Source organism: Pseudomonas sp. HMSC057H01, assembly GCF_001836405.1.
GTDB lineage: Bacteria > Pseudomonadota > Gammaproteobacteria > Pseudomonadales > Pseudomonadaceae > Pseudomonas > Pseudomonas aeruginosa.
In genome coordinates, this window is sequence record NZ_KV828511.1 from 1 (window position 1) to 24,353 (window position 24,353).

The window sequence follows — 24,353 nt, forward strand, 5'->3', positions numbered from 1 at the left end:
TCGTGGTCAAGGCGGCGAAGCACAGTCATGTCGGTCCCGCTCATGCATCGACCAGCTTCAACGCCTGGGATTCGACACCGTTCGATGACCGGTATGTCCTGCGCGACGAGGCCACGCTGGAGCCGTTACCCAATACCGCCGTTGAAGTGATACGAGGCGATGGTGGTGTGGTGAAACTGATGACCGACAGCCAGGGCCGTTTACCCAAGCAACAACACCTGGCCGTGGACCCGGTGCAGATACGCATCCTGGGCAAGGGCAGTCACAACAGCGACACGGAGTCCAACACATGAGCAGCGAACCGCTCGAGCCGAATCAGGATGTGATCATCCCTCGCTCTCGCGACAGTCTGGGACGGCCTGTCTACAAGGCTCAGTTGACCCGTACCGACAACCAGAGCGAAAAGGTGGCACTGGTTCGGCAGACCGCTCCCCTGCCGGTGATCTTCATTCCGGGGATCATGGGAACCAACCTGCGCAACAAGGCAGACAAGAGCAAGGTCTGGAGGCCGCCGAACGGTCTCTGGCCCATGGATGACCTGTTTGCCTCAATCGGTGCGTTATGGACCTGGTATTGGCGAGATGCAAAGGCTCGTCAAAGATTGCTGAAAGCGGAGAGAGTGGAAGTCGATGACCAGGGTACGATCGATGTCGGTCAATCTGGTTTGTCCGAAGAAGCTGCCCGCCTGCGCGGCTGGGGCAAGGTCATGCGCAGTGCGTATAACCCGGTCATGGGTTTAATGGAGAGGCGACTGGATAACATCGTCAGCCGCCGGGAACTCCAGGCATGGTGGAATGACGAAGCCCTCTCTCCTCCTGGAGATCAGGGTGAGGAGCAGGGAAAAGTTGCGCCGATCGATGAAGAGGAATTGCTCAAGGCCAGCCGATACCAGTTCGATGTCTGGTGCGCCGGTTATAACTGGCTACAGTCCAACCGGCAATCGGCGCTGGATGTACGCGACTACATCGAGAACACGGTGTTGCCTTTCTACCAGAAGGAGTATGGTCTCGATCCCGGGCAAGTGAGTCGTATGAAAGTCATTCTGGTCACCCACTCGATGGGAGGGCTGGTGGCGCGGGCCTTGACGCAGTTGCACGGCTATGAGCGCGTATTGGGGGTGGTACATGGCGTACAACCTGCGACGGGTTCCTCAACCATCTACCATCATATGCGCTGTGGCTATGAAGGTATCGCACAGGTCGTGCTGGGACGAAATGCCGGTGAAGTGACAGCCGTTGTCGCCAATTCGGCCGGCGCGCTGGAGTTGGCCCCTAGCGCCGAATACCGGGAAGGACGTCCCTGGCTGTTTCTGTGCGACGCGCAGGGGCAGGTGCTCAAGGATATCGATGGAAAGCCTCGGGCTTATCCGCAGAATCAGGACCCTTATGAAGAGATATACAAGAGCTCTACGTGGTATGGATTGGTGCCTGAGCAAAATGCACAATATCTGGACATGTCAGACAAAAAAGAAAGTTTAAGAGTTGGCCCCCGTGATAACTTTGAAGACTTGATAGATAGCATTGCTAAGTTTCATGGTGAATTGTCAGCAGCAGGCTATCACTCAGAGACCTATGCCCATTACGGAGCTGACGATAGCCGCCATAGTTGGCGCGACCTGATCTGGAAGGGTGACCCTACCCCTCTGGAGACCCCTGGTGCCACACTCAACGACGATGAGAACGGCACTTACAACAGTTGGTTCCGCCGGGGCTTGCCCACCATAGTGCAGGGTCCGCTGGAGACGGGAAATCCTCTGGACGCTTCCGGTAGCGGAGGTGACGAAACGGTACCGACCGACTCCGGCCAGGCGCCTGCCCTGGCGGGCGTCAAGGCCAGCTTTCGGCATGGCAGCAAGGGCAAGGGACAGGCCAATACAAAACGGGGCTATGAGCACCAGGAGAGTTACAACGATGCTCGTGCTCAATGGGCAGCGCTATATGGGGTGATCAAAATCACCCAGTTGGCGGATTGGCATCCTAATGACAAAGGAGGGACATGATGCATCCCCGTCGGTTGCTTGCTGTACTTGGGTTGGTGGTCTTGACCAGCATGACCAGTTGCACTTCGTTTTCTTCTTCTCGGAGCTCTTCCATGGACAAGACCGGATGGATCACTCATTGCTTTGGTCGCTTTCTGATTGATCTGCCACCTGACGCGGTAGTCAATGCCGGATACTACCTATGGGGAGACAGAATTGAGTACTTAGATGATAAACCTACCGAACTGGCAGCCAGGGTTGATCGTCTTGAAAAAGAGTGGAGGACTCAGAAGCATAAATCCAAAGGTAACATGTTTCTTCGTAAAATTGACTTTGGCAATGAATCAGTAGGTTTATTGTCTTGGTCTTCAGAGGTTGCCTCTAAAACCTATTTATTGGATACCTATGTTACATCTAAGCCTACGTGGCATGCCTATCGTTGGAAAGGGAAAGTTTCGGTAGACAGAGAGCAACGTGCTGTAGAGATGTCTAGGACTTTAGCTCGAAATCTACGCTCGCGCGCGCCCAAAGAAATCCCCAGCGGGCCGGGCTTTTGCATCGACCAAGCTTATATTGCAGGGGATAATTTTCAAGATGAAGAGTTTGGGGTTGGCGTTACGTTCCCCAACCACCCCGGCGTAGACTTCGAGTTTCGTTCCTTAACGGGGGCTGCGCAAAAAAACCTGCTTGAGCGCGTTGGTGGCCTCATGCAGGAATTGCTCTCCACGTTTGCAGGTATGGAAACATTAAGAAAAGGAAAGCATCCTGTCGGGAGCCTTCCCGGAGAGGAGTATCTGGTTGCGGGAAGCGATAAGGGGCAGCGCGGCTATACCTTCATGTGGGAGGTTCAAGGCAAGGAGGAATCGCTAACCGAGCCCAATCTTACTGCGGGACTGGCGGTACTGGAACGCAGCAATGAAAACGGTAAACCACCGCCCCCTGCCTTCAAATCGGACAAAGAGGCTTTGGAACTGTGGGACGCCATTGTCGATTCGATCCGCGTGCGCCCGACGTATTCATCGCCGCGTGGCGGAAATGCCGGTCCTTCCCCTGCTCCGACACCTGCTACGCCTGGCGGCCAAACGCTCGGTGATGACTATGTCTACGAGGAATTCCTCTCCAGCCTGAAGCCGAAAGACAGCTGGCTGGACGACCTATAGGAGCAACCCGCGATGGACATCATTCGCCTTGGCGACACCACCAGCCATGGAGGCACGGTGATTGAGGCGTTCGGCCAGACCGACCTCAACGGCAAGCCGATGGCCGGTGTAGGCCACCAAGTGGTTTGCCCCTTGTGCAAGGGAACCTTCCCCATTACCGAAGGTAGCGCCCTGCTGGATGTGAATGGGGTCCCGGTCGCGCTACATGGGATGAAAACAGCTTGTGGTGCCAGCCTGATTGCCAGTGGCCCGTTGGGCGCTGCCGAAAACTGAAAAAGGGGGGACGTTCGATATGCCGAACGACTTCGGCGACCTCCTTCGTGCCTATCCTGTAGAACGCTCAGGAAAACTCCGCCGGCTTCTTGTCCAGCCTGACCTGCCCCGAGCCTTGGCACCTTGGCCAGTCTGCCGTTGTGCACTCCAGCAAGCGCTGGCGGCATTCTCTTTACTCGTTGAGCGTCTCCATTGCCGCCAGGATCTACTGGCGCTCAGATAGCCGGTTGCTCTCGCGCACGTCGCTGCTTGTAGTCGCCAATGCAAGCAGGCGTTCCGCAAAGCCCCATGGCTGATCCCGGGCGACAGGGTTCAAGGCCTTGCTGCACTGGGCTTGCGCTCACTGAGGTAGTGGTCGCTGAAAACTCCCAGCGGCTAGAGCACGTCGGCTATCCGACCAATGTCGTACACCGCCGGGCGTCCCGGGGGTAGCCGGTGCCAGTTCTATGGATACAGTGGAAGCAGCTCTGGAAAGCCTGTAGTAGACCGATTGGTCAACTACAAAAAATTACTTTGTATACAAAAAATCGATTGAATCGAGCACACAAGGGGGATATAAAACACCCCACCGCATCGCCCTGAAGCCTGGGGTGGATGTTCGGCCAGAAATACCCGGCCGCCGGAACCTGCCTTTTCCGGTGTCCGCCTGCGACTGACAACAATAAAAACGCCTGAGGTGTTGCATGTCCGTGGTAACTGATCGCCGCATCCCCGACTCGCCCGTAGACCAGCGCCTGCCGCTGACGCAGCTGCTGCTGGTGGGCTTCCAGCATGTGCTGCTGATGTACGGTGGCGCCGTCGCCGTGCCCCTGATCGTCGGCCAGGCGGCCGGCCTCTCGCGCGAGGAAATCGCCTTCCTGATCAACGCCGACCTGCTGGTCGCCGGCATCGCCACCCTGGTCCAGTCGCTGGGCATCGGCCCGATGGGCATCCGCATGCCGGTGATGATGGGCGCCAGCTTCGCCGCCGTCGGCAGCATGGTGGCGATGGCCGGGATGCCCGGCGTGGGCATCACCGGGATCTTCGGCGCGACCATCGCCGCCGGCTTCTTCGGCATGCTCATCGCCCCCTTCATGTCGCGCATCGTGCGTTTCTTCCCGCCGCTGGTGACCGGCACGGTGATCACCTCGATCGGCATGTGCCTGTTCCCGGTGGCGATCAACTGGGCCGGCGGCGGCAAGGGCGCGGAAGACTTCGGCTCCCTGCACTTCCTGTTCCTCTCCAGCCTGGTGCTCTGCACCATCCTCCTGATCAACCGCTTCATGCGCGGTTTCTGGGTCAACATCTCGGTGCTGATGGGCATGGGCCTGGGCTACGCGATCGCCGGCGGCATGGGCATGGTCGACCTCGGCGGTCTGGCCGAGCGCCCCTGGTTCGACATCGTCACCCCGCTGCACTTCGGCGCGCCAACCTTCGACCTGGCGCCGATCCTGTCGATGTGCCTGGTGGTAGTGATCATCTTCGTCGAGTCCACCGGCATGTTCCTCGCCCTGGGCAAGATCACCGGCCGCGAGATCACCCCGACCGAACTGCGCCGCGGCCTGCTCTGCGACGCCGGCGCCTCGTTCTTCGCCGGTTTCCTGAACACCTTCACCCATTCCTCGTTCGCCCAGAACATCGGCCTGGTGCAGATGACCGGGGTGCGCAGCCGCTACGTCACGGTGGCCGCCGCCGGTTTCCTGATCCTCCTCAGCATGCTGCCCAAGGCCGCCTTCCTGGTCGCCTCGATCCCGCCGGCGGTACTCGGCGGCGCCGGCATCGCCATGTTCGGCATGGTCGCCGCCAGCGGCATCCAGATCCTCCACGAGGCCAACATCACCGACCGCCGCAACCAGTTGCTGGTGGCGGTAAGCATCGGCATGGGCATGGTGCCGGTGGTGCGCCCGGACTTCTTCGCCCGCCTGCCGGTCTGGATGGAGCCGATCACCCATAGCGGCATCGCCATGACCGCGATCTGGGCGGTGGTGCTAAACCTGCTGTTCAACATCCTCAGCCGCAACGACCGCAGCCACTTGTGCGGCAGCCACGCGCCGGCGCCCAAGCACTCCTGACTCCCTGGCGGACCGGCGACACTCCCGGTCCGCCCTTCCCTCGGGCCGGACTTCGTCCGGCTTCTTTTTTTCCGCTCGCGGTCCGCACCACTCAGTCCCGCCGAAGGAAAGGCCCCGCCTTGCGCTCCAGCAGATGCAGCAATTCCGCCTGCATGTAGGCGTAGTCGTCCGGGATATCCAGGCAGACCAGGCGCTTGCCTTTCATCGCCGCGGCGTGCCGGCGCAGCAGAGCCTGCCGGTGGCGGCGCTCCATGACGACGACCAGCGTCGCCCACTCCAGTTGCTCGCGCTCCAGGGGCGTCTCGGCGTCCGCCGCCAGCCCGGCGGAATCGGTCTCGACGCCCGGCCAGTCGGCGAACAGCCGTTCGGCGCTGGGACTACGCAGGCGGTTGCGGCTGCAGATGAACAGGACCCGGTGCATGGGAGGCTTTCCTTTGCTGGCGCGGCAGGCAGCATGACGTCTTCGCCGCGTTTCGGCGTTGCGCCGCGTCGCTTTTCCCGGGACGGGGCAGCGAGCGGTGCGTGCCGGAACACGGTCGCCCGGGTGGCATGGGAGAGGAAGCGGCGGATGGCGCCGTTGGTGCCATCGCCCCAGGAGGATACCGTCAGCCGCCGGTCATGCTCATGAAACGCAGCACCTGGACCTGCTCCTGGGCGTCGAAGTGATGCCGCTCCGGCTTCAGGTTCAGCGCCGCCACCAGTGCCGCGCTCAGGCGCTCGCGGTCGCCGGGATGGCTGCGCAGCAGTTCGCGCAGGTCGAGCGCCCCCTCGTGGCCGAGGCAGAGCACCAGCTTGCCCTCGGCGGTGACGCGCACGCGGTTGCAGTCGCCGCAGAAATTATTGCTGTGAGGTGAGATGAAGCCGATCCGGCTGGGCTCGTCGCCGATCTGGTAATACCGCGACGGCCCGCCGCTGCGCGCCAGGCTCGGGGTCAGCGGCCAGCGGCGCTCGATGATCGCCCGGACTTCGTCGCTGGTGCAGAGAGTCAGTTCGCGACGGTGGCTGGTGATGCTGCCCAGCGGCATTTCCTCGATGAAACTGATGTCCAACTGGTTGGCCAGGGCGTACTCGACCAGGTCGAGGATCTCGTCGTCGTTGCGGCCCTTCTGTACCACGCAGTTCAGCTTGATCCGCTCGAAACCGGCTTCGCGCGCCGCCTGGATGCCGTCCAGCACCTGCTCCAGGCGATCGCTACGGGTGAAGGCGGCGAAGCGTTCGCGCTGCAGCGAGTCGAGGCTGACGTTGAGGCGGCGGACGCCGGCGGCCTTCAGCTCGGCGGCGCGCTCGCGCAGTTGCGAACCGTTGGTGGTGATCGCCAGGTCTTCCAGTTCCGCACGCTGCCCCAGGCGTGCCAGCAGGCCGGCGATGCCCTTGCGCACCAGCGGCTCGCCGCCGGTGATACGAATGCGCCGCACGCCGAGGCCGATGAAGGCGTCGGCCACCGCGTACAGTTCTTCCAGGCTGAGGACCTGGTCGCGGGGAAGGAACTGCATGTCTTCGCTCATGCAGTAGGTGCAGCGGAAGTCGCAGCGATCCGTCACCGACAGGCGCAGGTAGGTGATGCGACGGCCGAAGGGATCGACCAGGCGGGAATCGGACATAGTGACTCGTTCTGTTCCGGGGGGCTCGCCCGGCGCTCGGTGGGTGAGTGCGAGCGGGCGACTCGATACCCCTAACGAATACTCCAAATACCGGGAAATGTATAGGGCAAATGAACCGGCGGGTCAGGATTTCCCGGGCCTCCGCCTCGCTCGCACCTTGCTTGAGGGGCGCTCCGGGCGGGTGCTACCATCCTCGGCTTCCTGCCGCCGTTGCAGCAATGAAGAACAAGGACTGATGACCAGCATCCGCGAGCGCAACAAGCGCCTGATCCTCCGCGCCGCCAGCGAGGAATTCGCCGACAAGGGCTTCGCGGCGACCAAGACCAGCGACATCGCCGCCCGCGCCGGCCTGCCCAAGCCCAACGTCTACTACTACTTCCAGTCCAAGGAAAACCTCTATCGCTGCGTGCTGGAAAGCATCGTCGAGCCGCTGCTGCAAGCGTCGGCGCCGTTCCGCGTGGAAGACGACCCGCTGCTCGCCCTGCCCGCCTACATCCGCTCGAAGATCCGCATCTCCCGCGAGCTGCCGCATGCCTCCAAGGTCTTCGCCAGCGAGATCATGCACGGCGCGCCGCACCTGCCGAAGGAATACCTCGACGAACTGAACGCCCAGGCCCAGCGCAACGTCACCTGCCTGCAGACCTGGATCGACCGTGGCCAGCTCGCCCCGGTGGACCCGCATCACCTGCTCTTCGCCATCTGGGCGGCGACCCAGACCTATGCCGACTTCGATTGGCAGATTTCCATCGTCACCGGCAAGGAACAGCTCAGCGACGCCGACTACGACGCTGCGGTGGAAACCATCACCCGCCTGGTCCTGAAAGGCTGCGCGCCCGACGGGCAATCCGGCAAGAGCGCCGGCCGGCTTCGGCCGCTGCCGCTCTGACCCGCCGCGGCACGCTCAATCGCGTGCCGCCCCCGCCCCAGCGCCGGCTTCGCACCGAGCGGCGTGACGCGGTATTCGACCCGCGGCGGCAGCTCCGCATACACCTCGCCTGGACGCTATCGGCGGAGTTGCTCGAGCACGGTATCCGGGTCAACGCCCTGAGCCCGGGGCCGACCCGGACGCCAGCGCTGGACAAGGCCGCTACCGATCTCGAGGCCGCCCAGGCGCTGAGGGAGAAGATTGGCCGGGACGCCTGGGGGAGCCGCTGGAGATCGCCAGTGCCGCGCTATTCCTGGCCTCGAACGAGCCCCGCTGCAGGTATGGCACGGAGAGCCTGGTGGATGGCGGCGTACGCCACCTGAAGAAGGGAGCGAAGGCCCGGTCCTGGTGAGCGGGCCGCAAGCTCAACCGGCGTCGGGCACCAGCCCGACCGCCAACACGCCCTGGATCGCGCATTGCTCGTCGATATCCGAGGTATCGCCGCTGATACCGACCGCGCCGACCACCTCTGCCTTGTCGTTGCGAATCAACACCCCGCCCGGCGCCGGAACCAGATTGCCATGGGCCAGGGTGTTCACCGCGGAAATGAACGAAGGCCGCTGCTGTGCATCCGCCGCCAGCAGCCGCGACGACTTGCCCAGGGCCACGGCGCCCCAGGCCTTGCCGATGGCGATCTGCGGTCGCAGCATGCTGGCGCCGTCCTCGCGCTGCAGCGCCACCAGGTGGCCGCCAGCATCGAGCACCGCGATGGTCAGGGGCGCGGTGGACAGCTCGCGCCCCACCGCCAGCGCCTGGCGGGTAATGCCCAGCGCGGTTTCCAGACTGATGGTGGTCATGGTCGTTCCTCTCGAGTTGTTAAGGCTAGAAATCGGGAAACCACCCGCGATGCGGGCGCGTTCGAAAATTTGTACCCAATCTAGTAGCCGACCGGCCCTACGAAAGCAACATTCCAGAACAATATGAACATAATTTTGTATACATTTTTTCAAACGCTGGTTTTATAAGCCTGCTAACAAAAATGTTAATTCATTGTTTTTATTAAGGAAAAATTGATTTCAGTGGCTTTTTCCAGCGTATACAACCCATCTTGACCTTGCGCTCCCCCTCTGCCTAGAATCGTTCCAACTTTTGTACACAATTAGTATAAGAACGAGGAACAAAACGATGGCCAGAATGAGAGCAATCGAAGCCGCCGTACTGGTGATGCGCCGCGAAGGCGTGGATACCGCGTTCGGCGTCCCCGGTGCCGCGATCAACCCCATGTACGCCGCGCTGAAGAAGATCGGCGGCATCGACCATGTCCTGGCCCGTCACGTCGAAGGCGCCTCGCACATGGCCGAGGGCTACACCCGTACCAAGGCCGGCAACATCGGCGTCTGCATCGGCACCTCCGGCCCTGCCGGCACCGACATGATCACCGGCCTCTACTCCGCCTCCGCCGACTCCATCCCGATTCTCTGCATCACCGGCCAGGCACCGCGCGCCCGCCTGCACAAGGAAGACTTCCAGGCGGTCGACATCTCCAGCATCGCCGCGCCGGTGGCCAAGTGGGCGACCACCGTGCTGGAACCGGCCCAGGTCCCCTATGTATTCCAGAAGGCCTTCCAGCTGATGCGCAGCGACCGGCCCGGCCCGGTACTGATCGACCTGCCGTTCGACGTACAGATGGCCGAGATCGAGTTCGACATCGACGCCTACGAGCCCCTCCCGGTGAGCAAGCCGAAGGCCACCCGGGTCCAGGCCGAGAAGGTCCTGGCCATGCTCGACGAAGCCGAGCGCCCGCTGCTGGTGGCCGGCGGCGGCATCTTCAACGCCGACGCCGCCGAGCGCTTCCGCGAATTCGCCGAGCTGACCGGCATCCCGGTGATCCCGACCCTGATGGGCTGGGGCGTAATCCCCGACGACCACCCACAGATGGCCGGCATGGTCGGCCTGCAGACCTCGCACCGCTACGGCAACGCCACCCTGCTGGAATCCGACCTGGTGCTCGGCATCGGCAACCGCTGGGCCAACCGCCACACCGGCAGCGTCGAGGTCTATACCGAAGGTCGCCGCTTCATCCATGTCGACATCGAACCGACCCAGATCGGCCGGGTGTTCATGCCCGACCTGGGCATCGTCTCCGACGCCGGCGCCGCCCTCGACGCATTCCTCGAAGTGGCCCGCGAATGGAAGGCCGCCGGCAAGCTGAAGTCGCGCGCCGCCTGGCTGGAAAGCTGCCAGCAGCGCAAACGCACGCTGCAGCGCAAGACCCACTTCGACAACGTGCCGGTGAAACCGCAGCGCGTCTACGAAGAGATGAACGAGTTCTTCGGCAAGGATGCCTGCTACGTCAGCACCATCGGCCTGTCGCAGATCGCCGGCGCACAGTTCCTCCACGTCTACCAACCGCGCCACTGGATCAACTGCGGCCAGGCCGGCCCGCTGGGCTGGACCATTCCCGCCGCGCTGGGGGTGGTCAAGGCCGACCCGAGCCGCCAGGTGGTGGCGCTCTCCGGCGACTACGACTTCCAGTTCATGATCGAGGAACTGGCGGTCGGCGCGCAGTTCAAGCTGCCCTATATCCACGTACTGGTGAACAACTCCTACCTGGGCCTGATCCGCCAGGCGCAGCGCGGCTTCGACATGGACTATTGCGTGCAGCTGGCCTTCGACAACATCAACGCCCCCGAGCTGGAAGGCTACGGCGTCGACCACGTCGCGGTGGTCGAGGGCCTGGGCTGCAAGGCGATCCGGGTGTTCGACCCGAACGAGATCGGCGCCGCCCTGGCCAAGGCCCGCGAACTGATGCAGCAGCACCAGGTGCCGGTGGTGGTCGAGGTGATCCTGGAGCGCGTCACCAACATCTCCATGGGTACCGAGATCAACGCCATCAACGAGTTCGAGGAACTGGCCGAGAAAGGCGCCGACGCGCCGACCGCCATCTCGCTGCTCGACTGATCGCCGGCCTTTCCCGGAGGCGCGGACGGTGCGTGCGGCACCCCGCCCCCGGCGAAAGGCCTCCCGAACGTTTGAACGAACGATAGGAGCAAGACATGCCCCGTTTCTGCGCCAACCTGTCCATGCTGTTCACCGAGGTGGATTTCCTCGAACGCTTCGACGCCGCCGCCAAGGCCGGCTTCGCCGGCGTCGAGTACCTCTTCCCCTATGACGTCGAGGCCGAGGCGATCAAGGCCCGCCTGGAAGCCAACGGCCTGGAACAGGTGCTGTTCAACCTGCCGGCCGGCGACTGGGCCAAGGGCGAGCGCGGCATCGCCTGCCACCCGGATCGGGTCCAGGAGTTCCGCGAGGGGGTCGACAAGGCCATCGCCTACGCCAGGGTGCTGGGCAACCGCCAGGTGAACTGCCTCGCCGGGATCCGGCCGCAGGGGCACGACTGCGCCAGCGTCGAGAAGACCTTCGTCGACAACCTGCGCTACGCCGCCGACAAGCTGGAAGCCGCAGGCATCCGCCTGGTCATGGAGATGATCAACACCCTCGACATCCCCGGCTTCTACCTGCAGAACACCCGCCAGGCCCTGGAGATCCGCGACAAGGTCGGCAGCGCCAACCTGTTCCTGCAATACGACATCTATCACATGCAGATCATGGAAGGCGACCTGGCCCGCACCCTGGAAAACCAGTTGGCGGCGATCAACCACGTGCAACTCGCCGACAACCCCGGCCGCCACGAACCGGGCACCGGCGAGATCAACTACCGCTTCCTCTTCGAGCACCTGGACCGCATCGGCTACCAGGGCTGGATCGGCTGCGAGTACAAGCCGGCCACCACCACCGAAGCCGGCCTCGGCTGGATGAAGACGCACAACGTCGTCTGATCCGCACCCACGAACAAGACGCTCCCGCCTCCCTGCGCGGAGCCACTCGACAGACAGAACCAGGAGACACTCTCATGGCCAAGATCGGATTCATCGGCACCGGAATCATGGGCAAGCCCATGGCGCAGAACCTGCAGAAGGCCGGCCACAGCCTGTTCCTTTCCACCCACCACGACGCCGCTCCGGCCGACCTGCTGGAGGCCGGCGCCATTGCCCTGGCCAACCCGAAGGAAGTGGCCCAGGAAGCCGAGTTCATCATCGTCATGGTGCCGGACACCCCGCAGGTCGAGGATGTGCTGTTCCGCAAGGACGGTATCGCCGAGGGCGTCGGCCCGAACAAGGTGGTGATCGACATGAGTTCGATCTCCCCCACCGCCACCAAGGGCTTCGCCGAGAAGATCAAGGCTACCGGCGCGCAGTACCTGGACGCCCCGGTCTCCGGCGGCGAGGTCGGCGCCAAGGCGGCGACCCTGAGCATCATGGTCGGCGGCTGCCCGAACACCTTCGAACGCGCCCTGCCGCTGTTCCAGGCGATGGGCAAGAACATCACCCGCGTCGGCGGCAACGGCGACGGCCAGACCGCCAAGGTGGCCAACCAGATCATCGTCGCGCTGAACATCCAGGCGGTCGCCGAGGCCCTGCTGTTCGCCGCCCGCAACGGCGCCGATCCGGCCAAGGTGCGCGAGGCGCTGATGGGTGGCTTCGCCTCCTCGCGGATCCTCGAGGTGCACGGCGAACGCATGGTCAAGGGCACCTTCGACCCGGGCTTCCGCATCAGCCTGCACCAGAAGGACCTCAACCTGGCCCTGGCCGGCGCCCGCGAGCTGAACCTGAACCTGCCCAACACCGCCAACGCCCAGCAGGTGTTCAGCACCTGCGCGGCCATCGGCGGCAGTAACTGGGACCACTCGGCGCTGATCAAGGGCCTGGAGCACATGGCCAACTTCTCGATCCGCGACGAGTGATCCGCAGTCCGCGCGGGCCGTCACCCCGCGCGGAGCGACGAACCCCTTTTCGAAGGGCTCGGGGAGAGGAACGGTCGGCGAACTCCGGTGTTCGCCGCCGCCCTCTTCCTTCCCCGCCCACAAGGCGGGGTAAAGGAAGCGAACGCCCGGCCGGGAGATTCACGGCCTCTGCGTCCGGGCGCCTCGCTTCCATTCCCCAGTTCCCGCCGGCGCGGGTGCTGCGGAATGGAAGCGTCGACGACGCTGCGACCGCCGGCCCGACCGGCGGCACGACAACAAGAAATTCGGAGCCTGTCATGAGTACCGATCCACGCGCCTTTCTCACCGAGCTGTTCAATACCGCGGTGGCAGCCGGCCATCCCTACCAGGTGCTGGCCGACCACCTGCCGGAAGATCGCAGCGGACGCGCCATCGTCATCGGTGCCGGCAAGGCCGCCGGAGCCATGGCCGAAGTGGTGGAGAAGCACTGGCAGGGCGAGATCCAGGGCCTGGTAGTGGCGCCTTACCGCTACGGCGCGCAATGCAGTCGCATCGAGGTGGTGGAAGCCTCCCATCCGGTGCCCGACGACGCCGGCGAGCGCGTCGCCCGTCGCGTGCTGGAACTGATCAGCGGCCTGAACGAGAGCGACCGGGTGATCTTCCTTCTCTCCGGCGGCGGCTCCGCACTGCTTTCGCTGCCTGCCGAAGGCATCGGCCTGGCGGACAAGCAGGCGGTGAACAAGGCGCTGCTCAAGTCCGGCGCCGCCATCGGCGAGATGAACTGCGTGCGCAAGCACCTCTCGGCGATCAAGGGCGGTCGCCTGGCCAAGGCCTGCTGGCCGGCCAGCGTCTATACCTACGCGATTTCCGACGTTCCCGGCGACGAGGCCACGGTGATCGCCTCCGGCCCCAGCGTCGGCGACCCGACCACCTCCGCCGACGCCCTGGCGATCCTCAGGCGCTACGCCATCGACGTACCGCAGAACGTCCTCGACTGGCTCGCCGACCCGCGTTCGGAAACCGTAAAGCCCGACGACCCGTGCCTGGCGCGCAGCCACTTCCAGTTGATCGCCACGCCACAGAACGCCCTCGACGCAGCAGCGGTGAAGTGCCGCGCGGCCGGCTTCTCGACGCTGATCCTCGGCGACCTGGAGGGCGAGGCGCGGGAAGTCGCCAAGGTCCACGCCGGCATCGCCCGGCAGATCCGCAAGCACGGCCAGCCGCTGGCGGCGCCCTGCGTGATCCTCTCCGGCGGCGAGACCACCGTCACCGTGCGCGGCAACGGTCGCGGCGGACGCAACGCCGAGTTCCTCCTCAGCCTCACCGCCGAGCTAAAGGGCGAACCGAACATCTGGGCCCTGGCCGGCGACACCGACGGCATCGACGGCTCGGAAGACAACGCCGGCGCGCTGATGACGCCCTGCTCCCATGCGCGCGGCGAAAAGGCCGGGCTGAAGATCCGCGACGAGCTCGACGACAACAACGGCTACGGCTATTTCCAGACCCTCGGCGACCTGCTGGTGACCGGACCGACCCGCACCAACGTGAACGACTTCCGCGCCATTCTCATCCTCGAGTCCTGACATGACAGCCGACAAGAAAGCCAAGATCCTCGCCACCCTCGGCCCGGCCACCCGCAGCCGCGACGATATCCGTGCCCTGGTGGAGGCCGGCGCCAACCTGTTCCGCCTGAACTTCAGCCACGGCGACTACGCCGATCACGCGCAGCGCTTCGCCTGGGTGCGCGAGGTGGAAGCGGAACTGAACTACCCGATCGGCGTGCTCATGGACCTGCAGGGTCCGAAGCTGCGGGTCGGCCGCTTCGCCGCCGGTGCCGTGCAATTGCAGCGCGGGCAGACCTTCACCCTCGACCTCAGCGACGCCCCCGGTGACGAGCGGCGGGTCAACCTGCCGCATCCGGAGATCATCCATGCCCTGGAGCCGGGTATGAGCCTGCTGCTGGACGACGGCAAGATCCGCCTGGAAGTGGTCAACGGCCACAGCGACGCCATCGAGACCCGCGTGGCGGTGGGTGGCGAGCTGTCCGATCGCAAGGGCGTCAACGTGCCGGAAGCGGTGCTGCAACTCAGCCCGCTGACCGACAAGGACCGCCGCGACCTGGCCTTCGGCCTGGAACTGGGGGTCGACTGGGTGGCGCTGTCCTTCGTGCAACGCCCGGAGGACATCGACGAGGCCCGTGGGCTGATCGGCGACAAGGCCTTCCTCATGGCTAAGATCGAGAAGCCCAGCGCGGTGAGCGCCATCGAGGCGATCGCCGAGCGCGCCGACGCGATCATGGTGGCGCGCGGCGACCTCGGCGTAGAGGTGCCGGCGGAGAGCGTGCCGGGCATCCAGAAACGCATCGTCCAGGTCTGCCGCCAGCTCGGCAAGCCGGTGGTGGTGGCTACCCAGATGCTCGAGTCGATGCGCTTCTCCCCCGCCCCGACCCGCGCCGAGGTGACCGACGTAGCCACCGCGGTGGGCGCCGGCGCCGACGCGGTGATGCTCTCGGCGGAAACCGCTTCCGGACAATACCCTCGCGAGGCGGTAGAGATGATGGCGAAGATCGTCCGTCAGGTGGAGGCCGAGCCGGACTACCACGTCCAGCTCGAGGTCAACCGTCCGCAGCCCGACGCTACCGTCTCCGATGCGATCAGCTGCGCGATCCGCCGGGTCAGCCGGATCCTCCCGGTGGCGGTGCTGGTGAACTACACCGAGTCGGGCAACTCGACCCTGCGCGCCGCCCGCGAGCGGCCCAAGGCGCCGATCCTCAGCCTGACCCCGAACCTGCGTACCGCGCGGCGACTGACCGTGGCCTGGGGCGTGTATTCGGTGGTCAACGAGCAACTGGCGCACGTCGACGAGATCTGCTCGACCGCCCTCGACATCGCCCTGGCCCAGCGTATGGCGCGCCGCGGCGACACCGTGGTGGTCACCGCCGGCGTGCCGTTCGGTCGCCCCGGCTCGACCAACATGCTGCGCATCGAGACCGTGGCGCCGCCGCTGGGAGATCTCTGAAGCAACGAGTTCGGTCCGGCTCGCGCCGTCCCCCCGGGCATGCGGGTCGGGCCACCCTTGTCTCTCTCGGATGGATGGGGCCGGAAATACGGGGCCGCGTCTCCATCCATCCGGGAAAGACCTTCTTGTCGGACCATGGCCTCCCTCGCGCACTCCCATGCAGGCCATGGACATTCAAGGCCTCCGGTTCAACTCCTGCCGGAGGTCTTTTTTTCTTCTTGGAACGCCCTGCATGCATGACCCTCGCCTGGCCTTCTCGTCCGGGGTGCGTCGCCTCCGCGCCAGACCCTACAATGACCACCCCCGCCCCTCGCGTAGGCCTGGCATCTCCGTGCCTGCCGAGCGGCCCTTGCCGCACTGACCGCCATGCCCCTGCAATCTCTCCTCAATGCATCCCGAATCCTCCTGCGCGGCATCAGCCAGGTGTTCCTCCAGGGCGACCCACGCCTGGGCCTGGCCTGCCTGCTGGCGATCGCCGTCGGCGCGCCGCCGCTGCTCGCCGGCGCCCTCCTTGGCGGCGCCCTCGGCCCGTTGCTGGCGCGCCTGTTGCACTGCGCCGACAGCGACATCGAGGCCGGGCTGTACGGCTACAACGCCGTGCTGATCGGCATGCTGCTGGCATTCCGCTTCGCCTGGTCGCCGGGGCTGGTGTCGCTGGTAGCGCTCGGCTGCCTGGCCAGCGTGGCGTTGCAGCGCCTGTTCCTGCATGGGCTGCGCCGACGCCGCTGGCTACCGCCCTATACCCTGGGCTTCGTCCTCAACGGCTGGTGGCTGGTGCCCCTCGGCGCCTGGCTAGGCCTGGCCCCGGCGGCCCATGGCGGCTGCTTCAGCTGCGCCTGGAGCGGCACGGCGGAGCTGGCGGCGCTAACGCTGGGGATCGGCGAGATCATCTTCCTCGGTGAACCGCTGGCAGGGCTGCTGGTCTGGCTCGGCCTGCTGCTGGTCTCGCGTCCCTCGGCCGCCTGGGCCCTCGCCGGCGCCGCGGCCAGCCTGCCGCTGGCCTGGCTGCTGGGCTACGACTGGGCGAGCGCGCTCGCCGGGCTCTACGGCCTGAACGCCGCCCTTGCCGGGCTGGCCCTGGCCTTGCGCTACCGCAGCGCCTGGCCGCCACTGCTCGGCATGGGCCTGGCGGTGGCGCTGCAACCGCTGTTCGGCCTGCTCGGCCTGCCGGCGCTGACCGCACCGTTCATCCTCGCCTGCCTGCTCTGCATTGGCGGCGAGCGCCTTTACCTGCGCCTGGCCGGCAGCCTCGGCGCGCGCCTCGGCCGGCGGCGCTCCTGAGCAGGGAACGCTGGCGCCGGCGGGCTAGTCTGGTAAGGTGCCGCATCCATCATCAGGAGCCACGATGAGCGCACCCGACAGCTGGCGCGAACGCCTCTACATCGTCATCTTCCAGACCGACACCCGCGACGGCCGGCGCTTCGACAGCGCGCTGCTGCTGGTGATCCTGGCCAGCCTGCTGGTAGTGATGATCGACAGCATCGACGAGATCCACCAGGACTACGGCGACCTGCTGGCCTACATCGAATGGGGCTTCACCGGCATCTTCCTGGTGGAATACCTGCTGCGCCTGTACTGCTCGCCCAAGCCGCTGCGCTATGCCTTCAGCTTCTACGGCCTGGTCGACCTGCTGGCGATCCTCCCCGGCTTCCTCGCCCTGCTCTACCCCGACGCCCAGTACCTGCTGATCGTCCGGGTGATACGCATGCTGCGGATCTTCCGCGTGCTCAAGCTGCGCCAGTACCTGAGCCAGGCCAATTTCCTGCTCACCGCCCTGCGCGGCAGCAAGCAGAAGATCATCGTGTTCTTCCTCACCGTGATGACCCTGGTCACCGTGTTCGGCGCGCTGATGTACGTGGTCGAAGGCCCGGAGCACGGTTTCACCAGCATCCCCCGCGGCATCTACTGGGCGATCGTCACCCTCACCACGGTCGGCTTCGGCGACATCACCCCGAAGACCCCGCTCGGCCAGGCCATCGCCAGCCTGGTGATGCTCACCGGCTACTCGATCATCGCGGTGCCCACCGGGATCTTCACCGCCGAACTCGCCACCGCGATGCGCCAGGACCCGGCCAACCTGTTGCAGCGGGATTGCCCGGTGTGCCGCAAGGCGACCCACGAAGTGCAGGCGGCATTCTGCTGCCGCTGCGGCAACCCGTTGTTCCCTCGCGAGGAAGGCAGCCATGGGAAGTCTTGACCGGCAGCGCTGGGACGCCCTCTGGCAGCGACTCGGCGGCAACCCGCCGGCGGATGCCTTCGACGCGCTGCTGGCGGCCTATGGCGGGGCCGACCGGCACTACCACAGCGATCGCCACATCCTCGCCTGCCTGGAGCACTTCGACCGCTGGCGCCAACTGGCGCGGCGGCCGGACCTGGTGGAGCTGGCGTTGTGGACCCACGACCTGGTCTACGACACCCAGCGCCAGGACAACGAGGCCGCCAGCGCCGCCAGCACCGAGCGCTGGCTCGACCAGGCCGGGCTGGCGGCGCTGCGGCCGGCCCTGCGCGAACTGATCATGGCCACCTGTCACCAGGCACCGCCGGGAGACGCCGACGCAGCCCTGGTGGTGGATCTCGACCTCGCCATCCTCGCCGCGCCGGCGCCGGTCTACGCACGCTACGAGGCGGACGTCCGCGCCGAATACGCCTGGGTGCCGGAACCGCTGTTCCGCGCCGGGCGCGGCAAGTTGCTGCGCCAGTTGCTGGAGCAACCGGCGCTGTACCACTGCGAACCGCTGCGGCAGCGCTGGGAGGCCGCCGCCCGCGCCAACCTGCGCGGTGCCCTGGAGCGCCTGGAACAGCCGGCCTGAGCCGCACGGGAAAATTTCTTCGCGCCGCTTAACCCGTCTTTCGCCGTGCTTGCGTCTCAGGCAGCAGGAAGGAGCCGCACGCACGGGTTCCTCGCCCCTCCATCCGCCCAAGGAAGAGATATCGTGAATCGACTCGCCGCCTCTCCGCTCCTGTTCGCCGGCCTGTTCGCCAGCGCTCCGTTGCTGGCCGCGCCACAAGCGGTCGACAGCCGCATCAGCGCGGTCACCGTCTACGCCGACCGTGCCGTGGTCACCCGCACCGCCCGCCTGCAATTGCCCAAGGGCCAGCATGAGATCGCCCTGGAGCAACTGCCCTTCCAGCTCGACGACGCCAGCCTGCGCGCGTCCCTCGGCGCCAGCGCCGCCGCCACCCTGCTCGACGTCAGCAGCGCCGCGCAACGGGTCGAGCGCCCGGACGACAACCGTGTGCAGCAACTCGACCAGCAACTGCGCGAGATAGACCGGCAACTGCGGGAAATCCATGACCGCGGCAGCGTGCTCGAAGCGCAGAAGAAGTTCCTCGCCGACATCCAGAGCGGCAGCACCCAGCCCGGCAAGGATCGCCCCATGCCCGGCATCGACGAGCTGAAGAGCCTGCTGCAACTGACCGAAGGCAACCTCGAACGCCTGCTCGCCGAGCAGCGCCAGCTGGACGACCGCGCCGCCGAACTGGAACAGCGCAAGCAGCAGTTGCAGGAGCAGCGCGGCACCCTCAACGGCGACGGCAAGCGCTTCAAGCGCGCGGTCCTGCGGGTCGCCCTGGAGCAACCGGCACAGGTCGAGGTGAAGCTCGACTACACCCTGCGCGACGCCTCCTGGCAGCCGACCTACGACGCGCGCCTGCGCGACGGCGCGAAGACCATCGAACTGACCTACCAGGGCCTGGTCCGGCAGAGCAGCGGCGAAGACTGGACCGACATCGACCTGACCCTCTCCACCGCCCGTCCGGCCCTGGGCGGCAACGTACCGCGGCTGAATCCCTGGATCGTCGACATCGACGCGCCCAACGCCTACTACGGTGCCGAGATGGCCATGCAGGACGCTCCGGCGCCCATGCCGCAAGCCGCGCCCATCGCCAGGACCTCGGCGAAGATGGCCATGCCGGCCTCGGCGCCGAAGCTGGCCGAGGCGCGGCTCGCCACCGCGGAGGTCAGCAGCGGAGCCGCCAGCGCCTCTTTCCACATCCCCGTGCCGGCGACCCTGAACAGCGACGGCAGCGCGCAGAAGGTCACCATCGCCCGCCTGGAAATGCCGGCCAAGCTGCGCTACCTGGCGGCCCCGGCCCTGCGCGAAACCGCCTACCTGGAGGCGGAAACCCGCAACGACAGCGACTACCCGCTGCTCCCCGGCACCCTGAATACCTTTCTCGGCAACAGCTTCGTCGCCAGCGGCCATCTGCGCGGGGTGATGCCCGGGGAAAGCTTCGAACTGGCACTGGGCGCCGACGAGGGCATCGGCATCGAACGCAAGCTGGTCAAGCGCTACACCGACAGCAGCGGCCTGATCGGCAACCGCACGCGGGTCAACTACGAATTCCGCATCGACGTGCGCAACAACCACAAGAACGCCGAACGCGTGCAGTTCGAGGACCAGTTGCCGGTCTCGCGCAACGAGCAGATCCAGGTCACCTTGCTGGAACCCAAGGCGCAGGAAATCAAGCGCGAGGACGACGGCAAGCTGAAGTGGGACTGGACCCTGCAACCCGGCGAGAAACGCAGCGCCGCCCTGAAGTTCAGCGTGGAGTATCCCAAGGACCTGGCGGTCAGCGGCCTCGACTAGCGCTGGCCAAAGCGCCGGCCGCGGCATAGGCTCGAGCGGGTAATAAGCAAAGCAGTTTTTGATATTTACCCTGCATATAACCCGACGTTATAGTCGAGCCACTACAACATGCCCAAAGGAACTGCCCTGTGAAACGACTGTTCAGCGCCTCCCTGCTGGCCGCCGGCCTGGCGCTCGGCGGCGCCGCTCACGCCGCCCAGCCCCTGCTCAACGTCTCCTACGACGTGATGCGCGACTTCTACAAGGAATACAACCCGGCCTTCCAGAAATACTGGAAAGCGGAGAAAGGCGAGAACATCACCATCCAGATGTCCCATGGCGGTTCCAGCAAGCAGGCGCGCTCGGTGATCGACGGTCTGCCCGCCGACGTCATCACCATGAACCAGGCCACCGACATCGACGCCCTCGCCGACAACGGCGGCCTGGTGCCGAAGGACTGGGCGACCCGCCTGCCGAACAACAGCGCGCCGTTCACCTCGGCCACCGTGTTCATCGTTCGCAAGGGCAACCCCAAGGCCCTGAAGGACTGGCCGGACCTGCTCAAGGACGGCGTCCAGGTAGTGGTGCCGAACCCCAAGACCTCCGGCAACGGCCGCTATACCTATCTCTCCGCCTGGGGCTACGTGCTGAAGAACGGCGGTGACGAGAACAAGGCCAAGGAGTTCGTCGGCAAACTGTTCAAGCAGGTACCGGTGCTCGACACCGGCGGCCGCGCCGCCACCACTACCTTCATGCAGAACCAGATCGGCGACGTACTGGTGACCTTCGAGAACGAAGCCGAGATGATCGCCCGCGAATTCGGCCGAGGCGGCTTCGAGGTGGTCTACCCGAGCGTGTCCGCCGAGGCCGAGCCTCCGGTGGCGGTGGTCGACAAGGTGGTCGAGAAGAAAGGCAGCCGCGCCCAGGCCGAGGCCTACCTGAAGTACCTGTGGTCGGACGAGGGCCAGACCATCGCCGCCAACAACTACCTGCGCCCGCGCAACCCGGAGATCCTCGCCAAGTTCGCCGACCGCTTCCCGAAAGTCGACTTCTTCTCGGTGGAGAAGACCTTCGGCGACTGGCGCAGCGTGCAGAAGACCCACTTCATCGACGGCGGCGTATTCGACCAGATCTACAGCCCCAACTGATCCCTCGCCGCTTGACGAAAAAGCCGGAAGCGTGAGCGCTTCCGGCTTTTTCATTCGGCTTGCAGTTCAGCCACTGCCGCCTCAGCGAAACTCGTGCTCCACCTCGGACCAGAGGCTCACCCGCTGTCCGCCGGCCTCGAAGAACTCCATCTCGCGGCGGATGCCGGCGCTGTCTCGCCAGCCCGGCAGGTCGAGGACGATCAGCTCTTCCAGGTGATCCATGTAGAAGGCGTCCACCGGCGCCCACAACCTGCCGATCGCCGCGCGGTCGAGATCGGCCAGGCACAGGTTGATCGGGTGGGACATGGAAACCTGGCTGAATACCACGTGGCCGGCGCGGACGATGGTCGCCGCGACCTCGTTGCAGGCACGGAAGCGCTGCTCGACCACCTCGGCGTCAGTATGGCTGTAGGGACAGGCTAGGAATATCTTGCGCATGGTTACCTCGTTGCGGAAAGCGACGCCGCGATGGCTCGCGGCGCTCGTCGGGGGATGTTTCAGGCTGCGTGCAGGGCGCTTTTTTCCGCCTCGTCATGCTCCTGCTCCTGCCGGGCATAGCGCTCGGCGGCAGGCACCGAGATGCGGATGGCGATGAATACCGCCAGCAGGCCGCCGAACAATTTGCCGAGCAGGATCGGCAGGATCAGCGTCGGCTGGAAGTTGGCGGTGAATGCCAGGTGATCGCCGATGGTGGCCTGGGCGCAGACGCCCAGGGCCACGCAAAGCACCTTGTCGCGAGCATTCATGTATTTGAACAGGTGGTAGGTGGCGATGATGTTCGCCAGCACCATGACAAAGGCGGTGGCGCCCGGCTGGGACAGCCCCAGGTAACGGCCGAGGACCGCCATCGGGCGCTTGCAGTAGCGCTGGAACAGGTAGCAGATGGGGAAGGTCCCGGCCAGCATGATGCCGATGTAGCCAGCGATCTCGATGGCGCGGAACAACTCTTTCTCGTCGGCGAACATCGGGTCGAAGCCCCAGCCGCCGAAGACCTTGGTGAAGACTCCGGTGAAGTGCTGGACGATGGAAAGCGCCAGGGCCATCTTGATGAACGCGTCCATCACCTTGCCGAATACCAGGAACCCGGTGACCATCGCCGTCGCCCGGTACTTCAGGCCGGCGGCCAGCAGGAAGCAGAAGACGAACAGTGGCGCCAGCAGCCGAAGCATGCCGAGGAAGTCCAGCGACAGGTAGTGCAGGGCCGGCGAACCGGTCGATACCAGTTCGCGCACCGGGATGTGGTTGAGGGTAATCAGCAGCAACGCCGCCAGCACCGCGAACGGAATGCTGATCAACCCGGCCATCGCCCCCAGCGCCAGGTACTTGTGGTCCTTGCGCTCGAGCATGGTCAGGCCGACCGGGATCAGGTAGACGATGGTCGCGCCGGAGGTGTAGCCCACCAGCATGGCGGTAATCCACATGTCGCGGTTGGCGGTCAGGGCATCGGCCAACTGGTAGCCGCCCATGTCCACTGCGATGATCGACAGCGCGGCGATGGATACGTCGGAACCGAGGGTCTGGAAGAACGGGCCGAGGGCATGGGAAATCGCCTTCGACAGATAGGGAATGGCTACCATGATGCCGGCCTGGGCGAGGAACACCGGACCGATGGCGTGGATGCCGTTGACGAACTCGCGGCCCAGACCGCTTTCCGGGCGCAGGATGGAAGCCAGCGCGCCAAGTACCGCACCCAGCATGATCAGGTAAATCACATAGTTTCCGAACTCGGCCATCTGCGTCGTTCTCCCCTCGGCAGGCTCCCGTAGCGGGATGCGTTCTTCTGGTTGTCTGGTCGGGAGGCCGGCCACGCCGGTCGCTCCGCCGAAGCGAACACTCGCATTTCGCGTGCCACAATTTGGTTTTCGTGTTGATTTGAAGGTTCGTTTTACCTAAATTGGTCACCCATACGGTCAAGTAGGCGGCCAATCCAAGAGCGTACCTGCCTTACGGACCTGTGGGATTTTCCGCCGGGCCTGCGCAAAGCCTCGCCCCGCCCCCTTCCGCCCAGCGCCGCCAGGCGCTACCGGGCGATTCACGGTAACAATCGCCGCACCAGGATGCGGCCCATGGGAGAACACGATGCGCCCCGAGGAACGCCGCCGCCACATTCTCGAATTGCTGCGCCAGCGCGAGCGGATCTCGGTGGACGAACTGGCGCGGACCCTTTCCACCTCCCAGGAAACCATTCGCCGCGACCTCGCCGCGCTGGCCGAACAAGGCCTGGTCAGCAAATTCCACGGAGGGGCCGCCCTGCCGCCCAGCGGCGAGCACGAGAACGCCTTCCAGACCCGAATGAACGAGCACGCCCAGGAAAAACGCGCAGTCGCCCGCTACGCCGCCGGCCTGTTCGGGCCCGGTGACAGCATCTTCATCGACACCGGCACCACCACCCTGCTGTTCGCCCGCGAACTGGCGCGCCAGAGCCATCTGACGGTGATCACCAACTCGCTGTTGATCGCCGGCAGCGTCGGCGCCTCCGGCAACCGTGCATTCATGATCGGCGGCGAGTACCGCCCGGAATCCGAACAGAACGTCGGCGCCCTGGCCATTGAGCAGATCGCCCGGTTCAACGCCGAGCATGCGGTGATCACCGTCGGCGCGCTGAACGGCGATGGCGCCATGGATTTTTCCATCGAGGAAGCCGAGATCGCCCGTGCCATGATCGCCCAGGCCCGCCAACTGACGGTTATCGCCGACTCCTCGAAGCTCGGCCGGCGCGCCCTGTTCCAGGTCTTCCCGCTGAGCCGGATCAACCGCCTGGTGGTCGACCGCAAGCCTACCGGGGAACTCTGGGAAGCCCTGCAACAGGCACGGGTGGAAGTCCACGAAGCCCCCCTGCGCACCCCGCAGGCCTGACTCCCCTCGCGGGCAGCCCCGGAGACAGGCCGGGGCTGTGCCGGTGGCTGCT

21 protein-coding genes and 1 pseudogene are annotated in these 24,353 nt (G+C 65.2%); 17 read left to right on the forward strand and 5 right to left on the reverse strand.

Features of this window, described 5'->3' with window-relative positions; translation table 11 throughout:
• The 5 genes and pseudogenes from HMPREF2581_RS22830 to HMPREF2581_RS22850 form a co-directional block, all read left to right on the forward strand.
• Positions 1–293 (forward strand): annotated as a pseudogene (locus tag HMPREF2581_RS22830) (Rhs element Vgr protein); the annotation flags it as partial.
• Positions 290–1,999, forward strand: coding sequence for an esterase/lipase family protein (locus HMPREF2581_RS22835; RefSeq protein WP_003111916.1), 1,710 nt, complete (start codon positions 290–292; stop codon positions 1,997–1,999). The pseudogene HMPREF2581_RS22830 and the gene HMPREF2581_RS22835, both read left to right, overlap by 4 nt.
• Positions 1,996–3,138 (forward strand): T6SS immunity protein Tli4 family protein, encoded by a 1,143-nt coding sequence (locus HMPREF2581_RS22840; protein ID WP_003140240.1) that lies wholly within the window; start codon positions 1,996–1,998, stop codon positions 3,136–3,138. The genes HMPREF2581_RS22835 and HMPREF2581_RS22840 overlap by 4 nt, the downstream gene beginning before the upstream one ends.
• A 12-nt stretch (positions 3,139–3,150) precedes the next feature.
• On the forward strand, positions 3,151–3,411 hold the full coding sequence (locus HMPREF2581_RS22845) for a PAAR domain-containing protein (protein WP_003083211.1): 261 nt from the start codon (positions 3,151–3,153) through the stop codon (positions 3,409–3,411).
• A gap of 683 nt (positions 3,412–4,094) precedes the next feature.
• The gene (locus HMPREF2581_RS22850) at positions 4,095–5,462 is read left to right on the forward strand and encodes a nucleobase:cation symporter-2 family protein (protein WP_003083208.1); all 1,368 of its coding nucleotides are present in this window, start codon (positions 4,095–4,097) and stop codon (positions 5,460–5,462) included.
• A gap of 91 nt (positions 5,463–5,553) precedes the next feature.
• Here the strand turns inward: HMPREF2581_RS22850 and HMPREF2581_RS22855 are convergent, their stop codons facing one another.
• Positions 5,554–5,883: a low molecular weight protein tyrosine phosphatase family protein gene (locus HMPREF2581_RS22855; protein ID WP_003087185.1), complete on the reverse strand. Its 330-nt coding sequence runs from the start codon at positions 5,881–5,883 to the stop codon at positions 5,554–5,556.
• 184 nt (positions 5,884–6,067) lie between these two features.
• On the reverse strand, positions 6,068–7,063 hold the full coding sequence (gene moaA / locus HMPREF2581_RS22860) for a GTP 3',8-cyclase MoaA (protein WP_003110703.1): 996 nt from the start codon (positions 7,061–7,063) through the stop codon (positions 6,068–6,070).
• A gap of 235 nt (positions 7,064–7,298) precedes the next feature.
• Here moaA and HMPREF2581_RS22865 point away from each other — a divergent pair, with 235 nt between their 5' ends.
• On the forward strand, positions 7,299–7,949 hold the full coding sequence (locus HMPREF2581_RS22865; protein ID WP_003110702.1) for a TetR/AcrR family transcriptional regulator: 651 nt from the start codon (positions 7,299–7,301) through the stop codon (positions 7,947–7,949).
• A gap of 404 nt (positions 7,950–8,353) precedes the next feature.
• On the opposite strand, the gene HMPREF2581_RS22870 is transcribed toward HMPREF2581_RS22865, so the two are convergent.
• Complete coding sequence (locus tag HMPREF2581_RS22870) at positions 8,354–8,785, reverse strand: GlcG/HbpS family heme-binding protein (RefSeq protein ID WP_003083199.1); 432 nt, start codon at positions 8,783–8,785, stop codon at positions 8,354–8,356.
• A gap of 328 nt (positions 8,786–9,113) precedes the next feature.
• Between HMPREF2581_RS22870 and gcl the strand changes: the two genes are divergently transcribed.
• The 10 genes from gcl to HMPREF2581_RS22920 all read left to right on the forward strand — a co-directional run bounded on the left by gcl (position 9,114) and on the right by HMPREF2581_RS22920 (position 21,445).
• Complete coding sequence (gene gcl, locus HMPREF2581_RS22875; protein WP_003087182.1) at positions 9,114–10,889, forward strand: glyoxylate carboligase; 1,776 nt, start codon at positions 9,114–9,116, stop codon at positions 10,887–10,889.
• Positions 10,890–10,984: 95 nt separating this feature from the next.
• Positions 10,985–11,767, forward strand: a complete 783-nt coding sequence (gene hyi, locus HMPREF2581_RS22880) for a hydroxypyruvate isomerase (protein WP_003087181.1) — start codon at positions 10,985–10,987, stop codon at positions 11,765–11,767.
• Positions 11,768–11,841: 74 nt separating this feature from the next.
• Positions 11,842–12,732 carry a 2-hydroxy-3-oxopropionate reductase gene (locus HMPREF2581_RS22885; RefSeq protein WP_003087180.1) on the forward strand — a complete coding sequence of 297 codons (891 nt, stop codon included), beginning with the start codon at positions 11,842–11,844 and terminating at the stop codon, positions 12,730–12,732.
• 296 nt (positions 12,733–13,028) lie between these two features.
• Positions 13,029–14,294 carry a glycerate kinase type-2 family protein gene (locus tag HMPREF2581_RS22890; RefSeq protein ID WP_003117785.1) on the forward strand — a complete coding sequence of 422 codons (1,266 nt, stop codon included), beginning with the start codon at positions 13,029–13,031 and terminating at the stop codon, positions 14,292–14,294.
• 1 nt (position 14,295) lies between these two features.
• Positions 14,296–15,729 (forward strand): pyruvate kinase, encoded by a 1,434-nt coding sequence (gene pyk, locus HMPREF2581_RS22895; protein WP_003087178.1) that lies wholly within the window; start codon positions 14,296–14,298, stop codon positions 15,727–15,729.
• A 366-nt stretch (positions 15,730–16,095) separates the two neighbouring features.
• The gene (locus HMPREF2581_RS22900; RefSeq protein ID WP_003110698.1) at positions 16,096–17,010 is read left to right on the forward strand and encodes an urea transporter; all 915 of its coding nucleotides are present in this window, start codon (positions 16,096–16,098) and stop codon (positions 17,008–17,010) included.
• Between the two features lie 64 nt (positions 17,011–17,074).
• Complete coding sequence (locus HMPREF2581_RS22905) at positions 17,075–17,926, forward strand: ion transporter (protein ID WP_003083179.1); 852 nt, start codon at positions 17,075–17,077, stop codon at positions 17,924–17,926.
• The gene (locus HMPREF2581_RS22910; protein ID WP_003083175.1) at positions 17,913–18,539 is read left to right on the forward strand and encodes an HD domain-containing protein; all 627 of its coding nucleotides are present in this window, start codon (positions 17,913–17,915) and stop codon (positions 18,537–18,539) included. Before HMPREF2581_RS22905 ends, HMPREF2581_RS22910 begins: the two co-directional genes overlap by 14 nt.
• A 123-nt stretch (positions 18,540–18,662) precedes the next feature.
• Entirely contained in the window at positions 18,663–20,318 is a 1,656-nt protein-coding gene (gene muiA / locus HMPREF2581_RS22915; protein ID WP_003087176.1) for a mucoidy inhibitor MuiA, read from the forward strand.
• A 128-nt stretch (positions 20,319–20,446) separates the two neighbouring features.
• Positions 20,447–21,445, forward strand: coding sequence for a sulfate ABC transporter substrate-binding protein (locus HMPREF2581_RS22920; RefSeq protein WP_003087175.1), 999 nt, complete (start codon positions 20,447–20,449; stop codon positions 21,443–21,445).
• Between the two features lie 81 nt (positions 21,446–21,526).
• On the opposite strand, the gene HMPREF2581_RS22925 is transcribed toward HMPREF2581_RS22920, so the two are convergent.
• Together HMPREF2581_RS22925 and eutH are read right to left on the reverse strand one after the other, a co-directional pair.
• Positions 21,527–21,883 (reverse strand): DUF1937 family protein, encoded by a 357-nt coding sequence (locus HMPREF2581_RS22925; RefSeq protein WP_003140246.1) that lies wholly within the window; start codon positions 21,881–21,883, stop codon positions 21,527–21,529.
• 59 nt (positions 21,884–21,942) lie between these two features.
• The gene (eutH, locus tag HMPREF2581_RS22930) at positions 21,943–23,178 is read right to left on the reverse strand and encodes an ethanolamine utilization protein EutH (protein WP_003087169.1); all 1,236 of its coding nucleotides are present in this window, start codon (positions 23,176–23,178) and stop codon (positions 21,943–21,945) included.
• Between the two features lie 346 nt (positions 23,179–23,524).
• Between eutH and HMPREF2581_RS22935 the strand changes: the two genes are divergently transcribed.
• Positions 23,525–24,301, forward strand: coding sequence for a DeoR/GlpR family DNA-binding transcription regulator (locus tag HMPREF2581_RS22935; protein WP_003083169.1), 777 nt, complete (start codon positions 23,525–23,527; stop codon positions 24,299–24,301).
• Positions 24,302–24,353 lie beyond the last annotated feature (52 nt).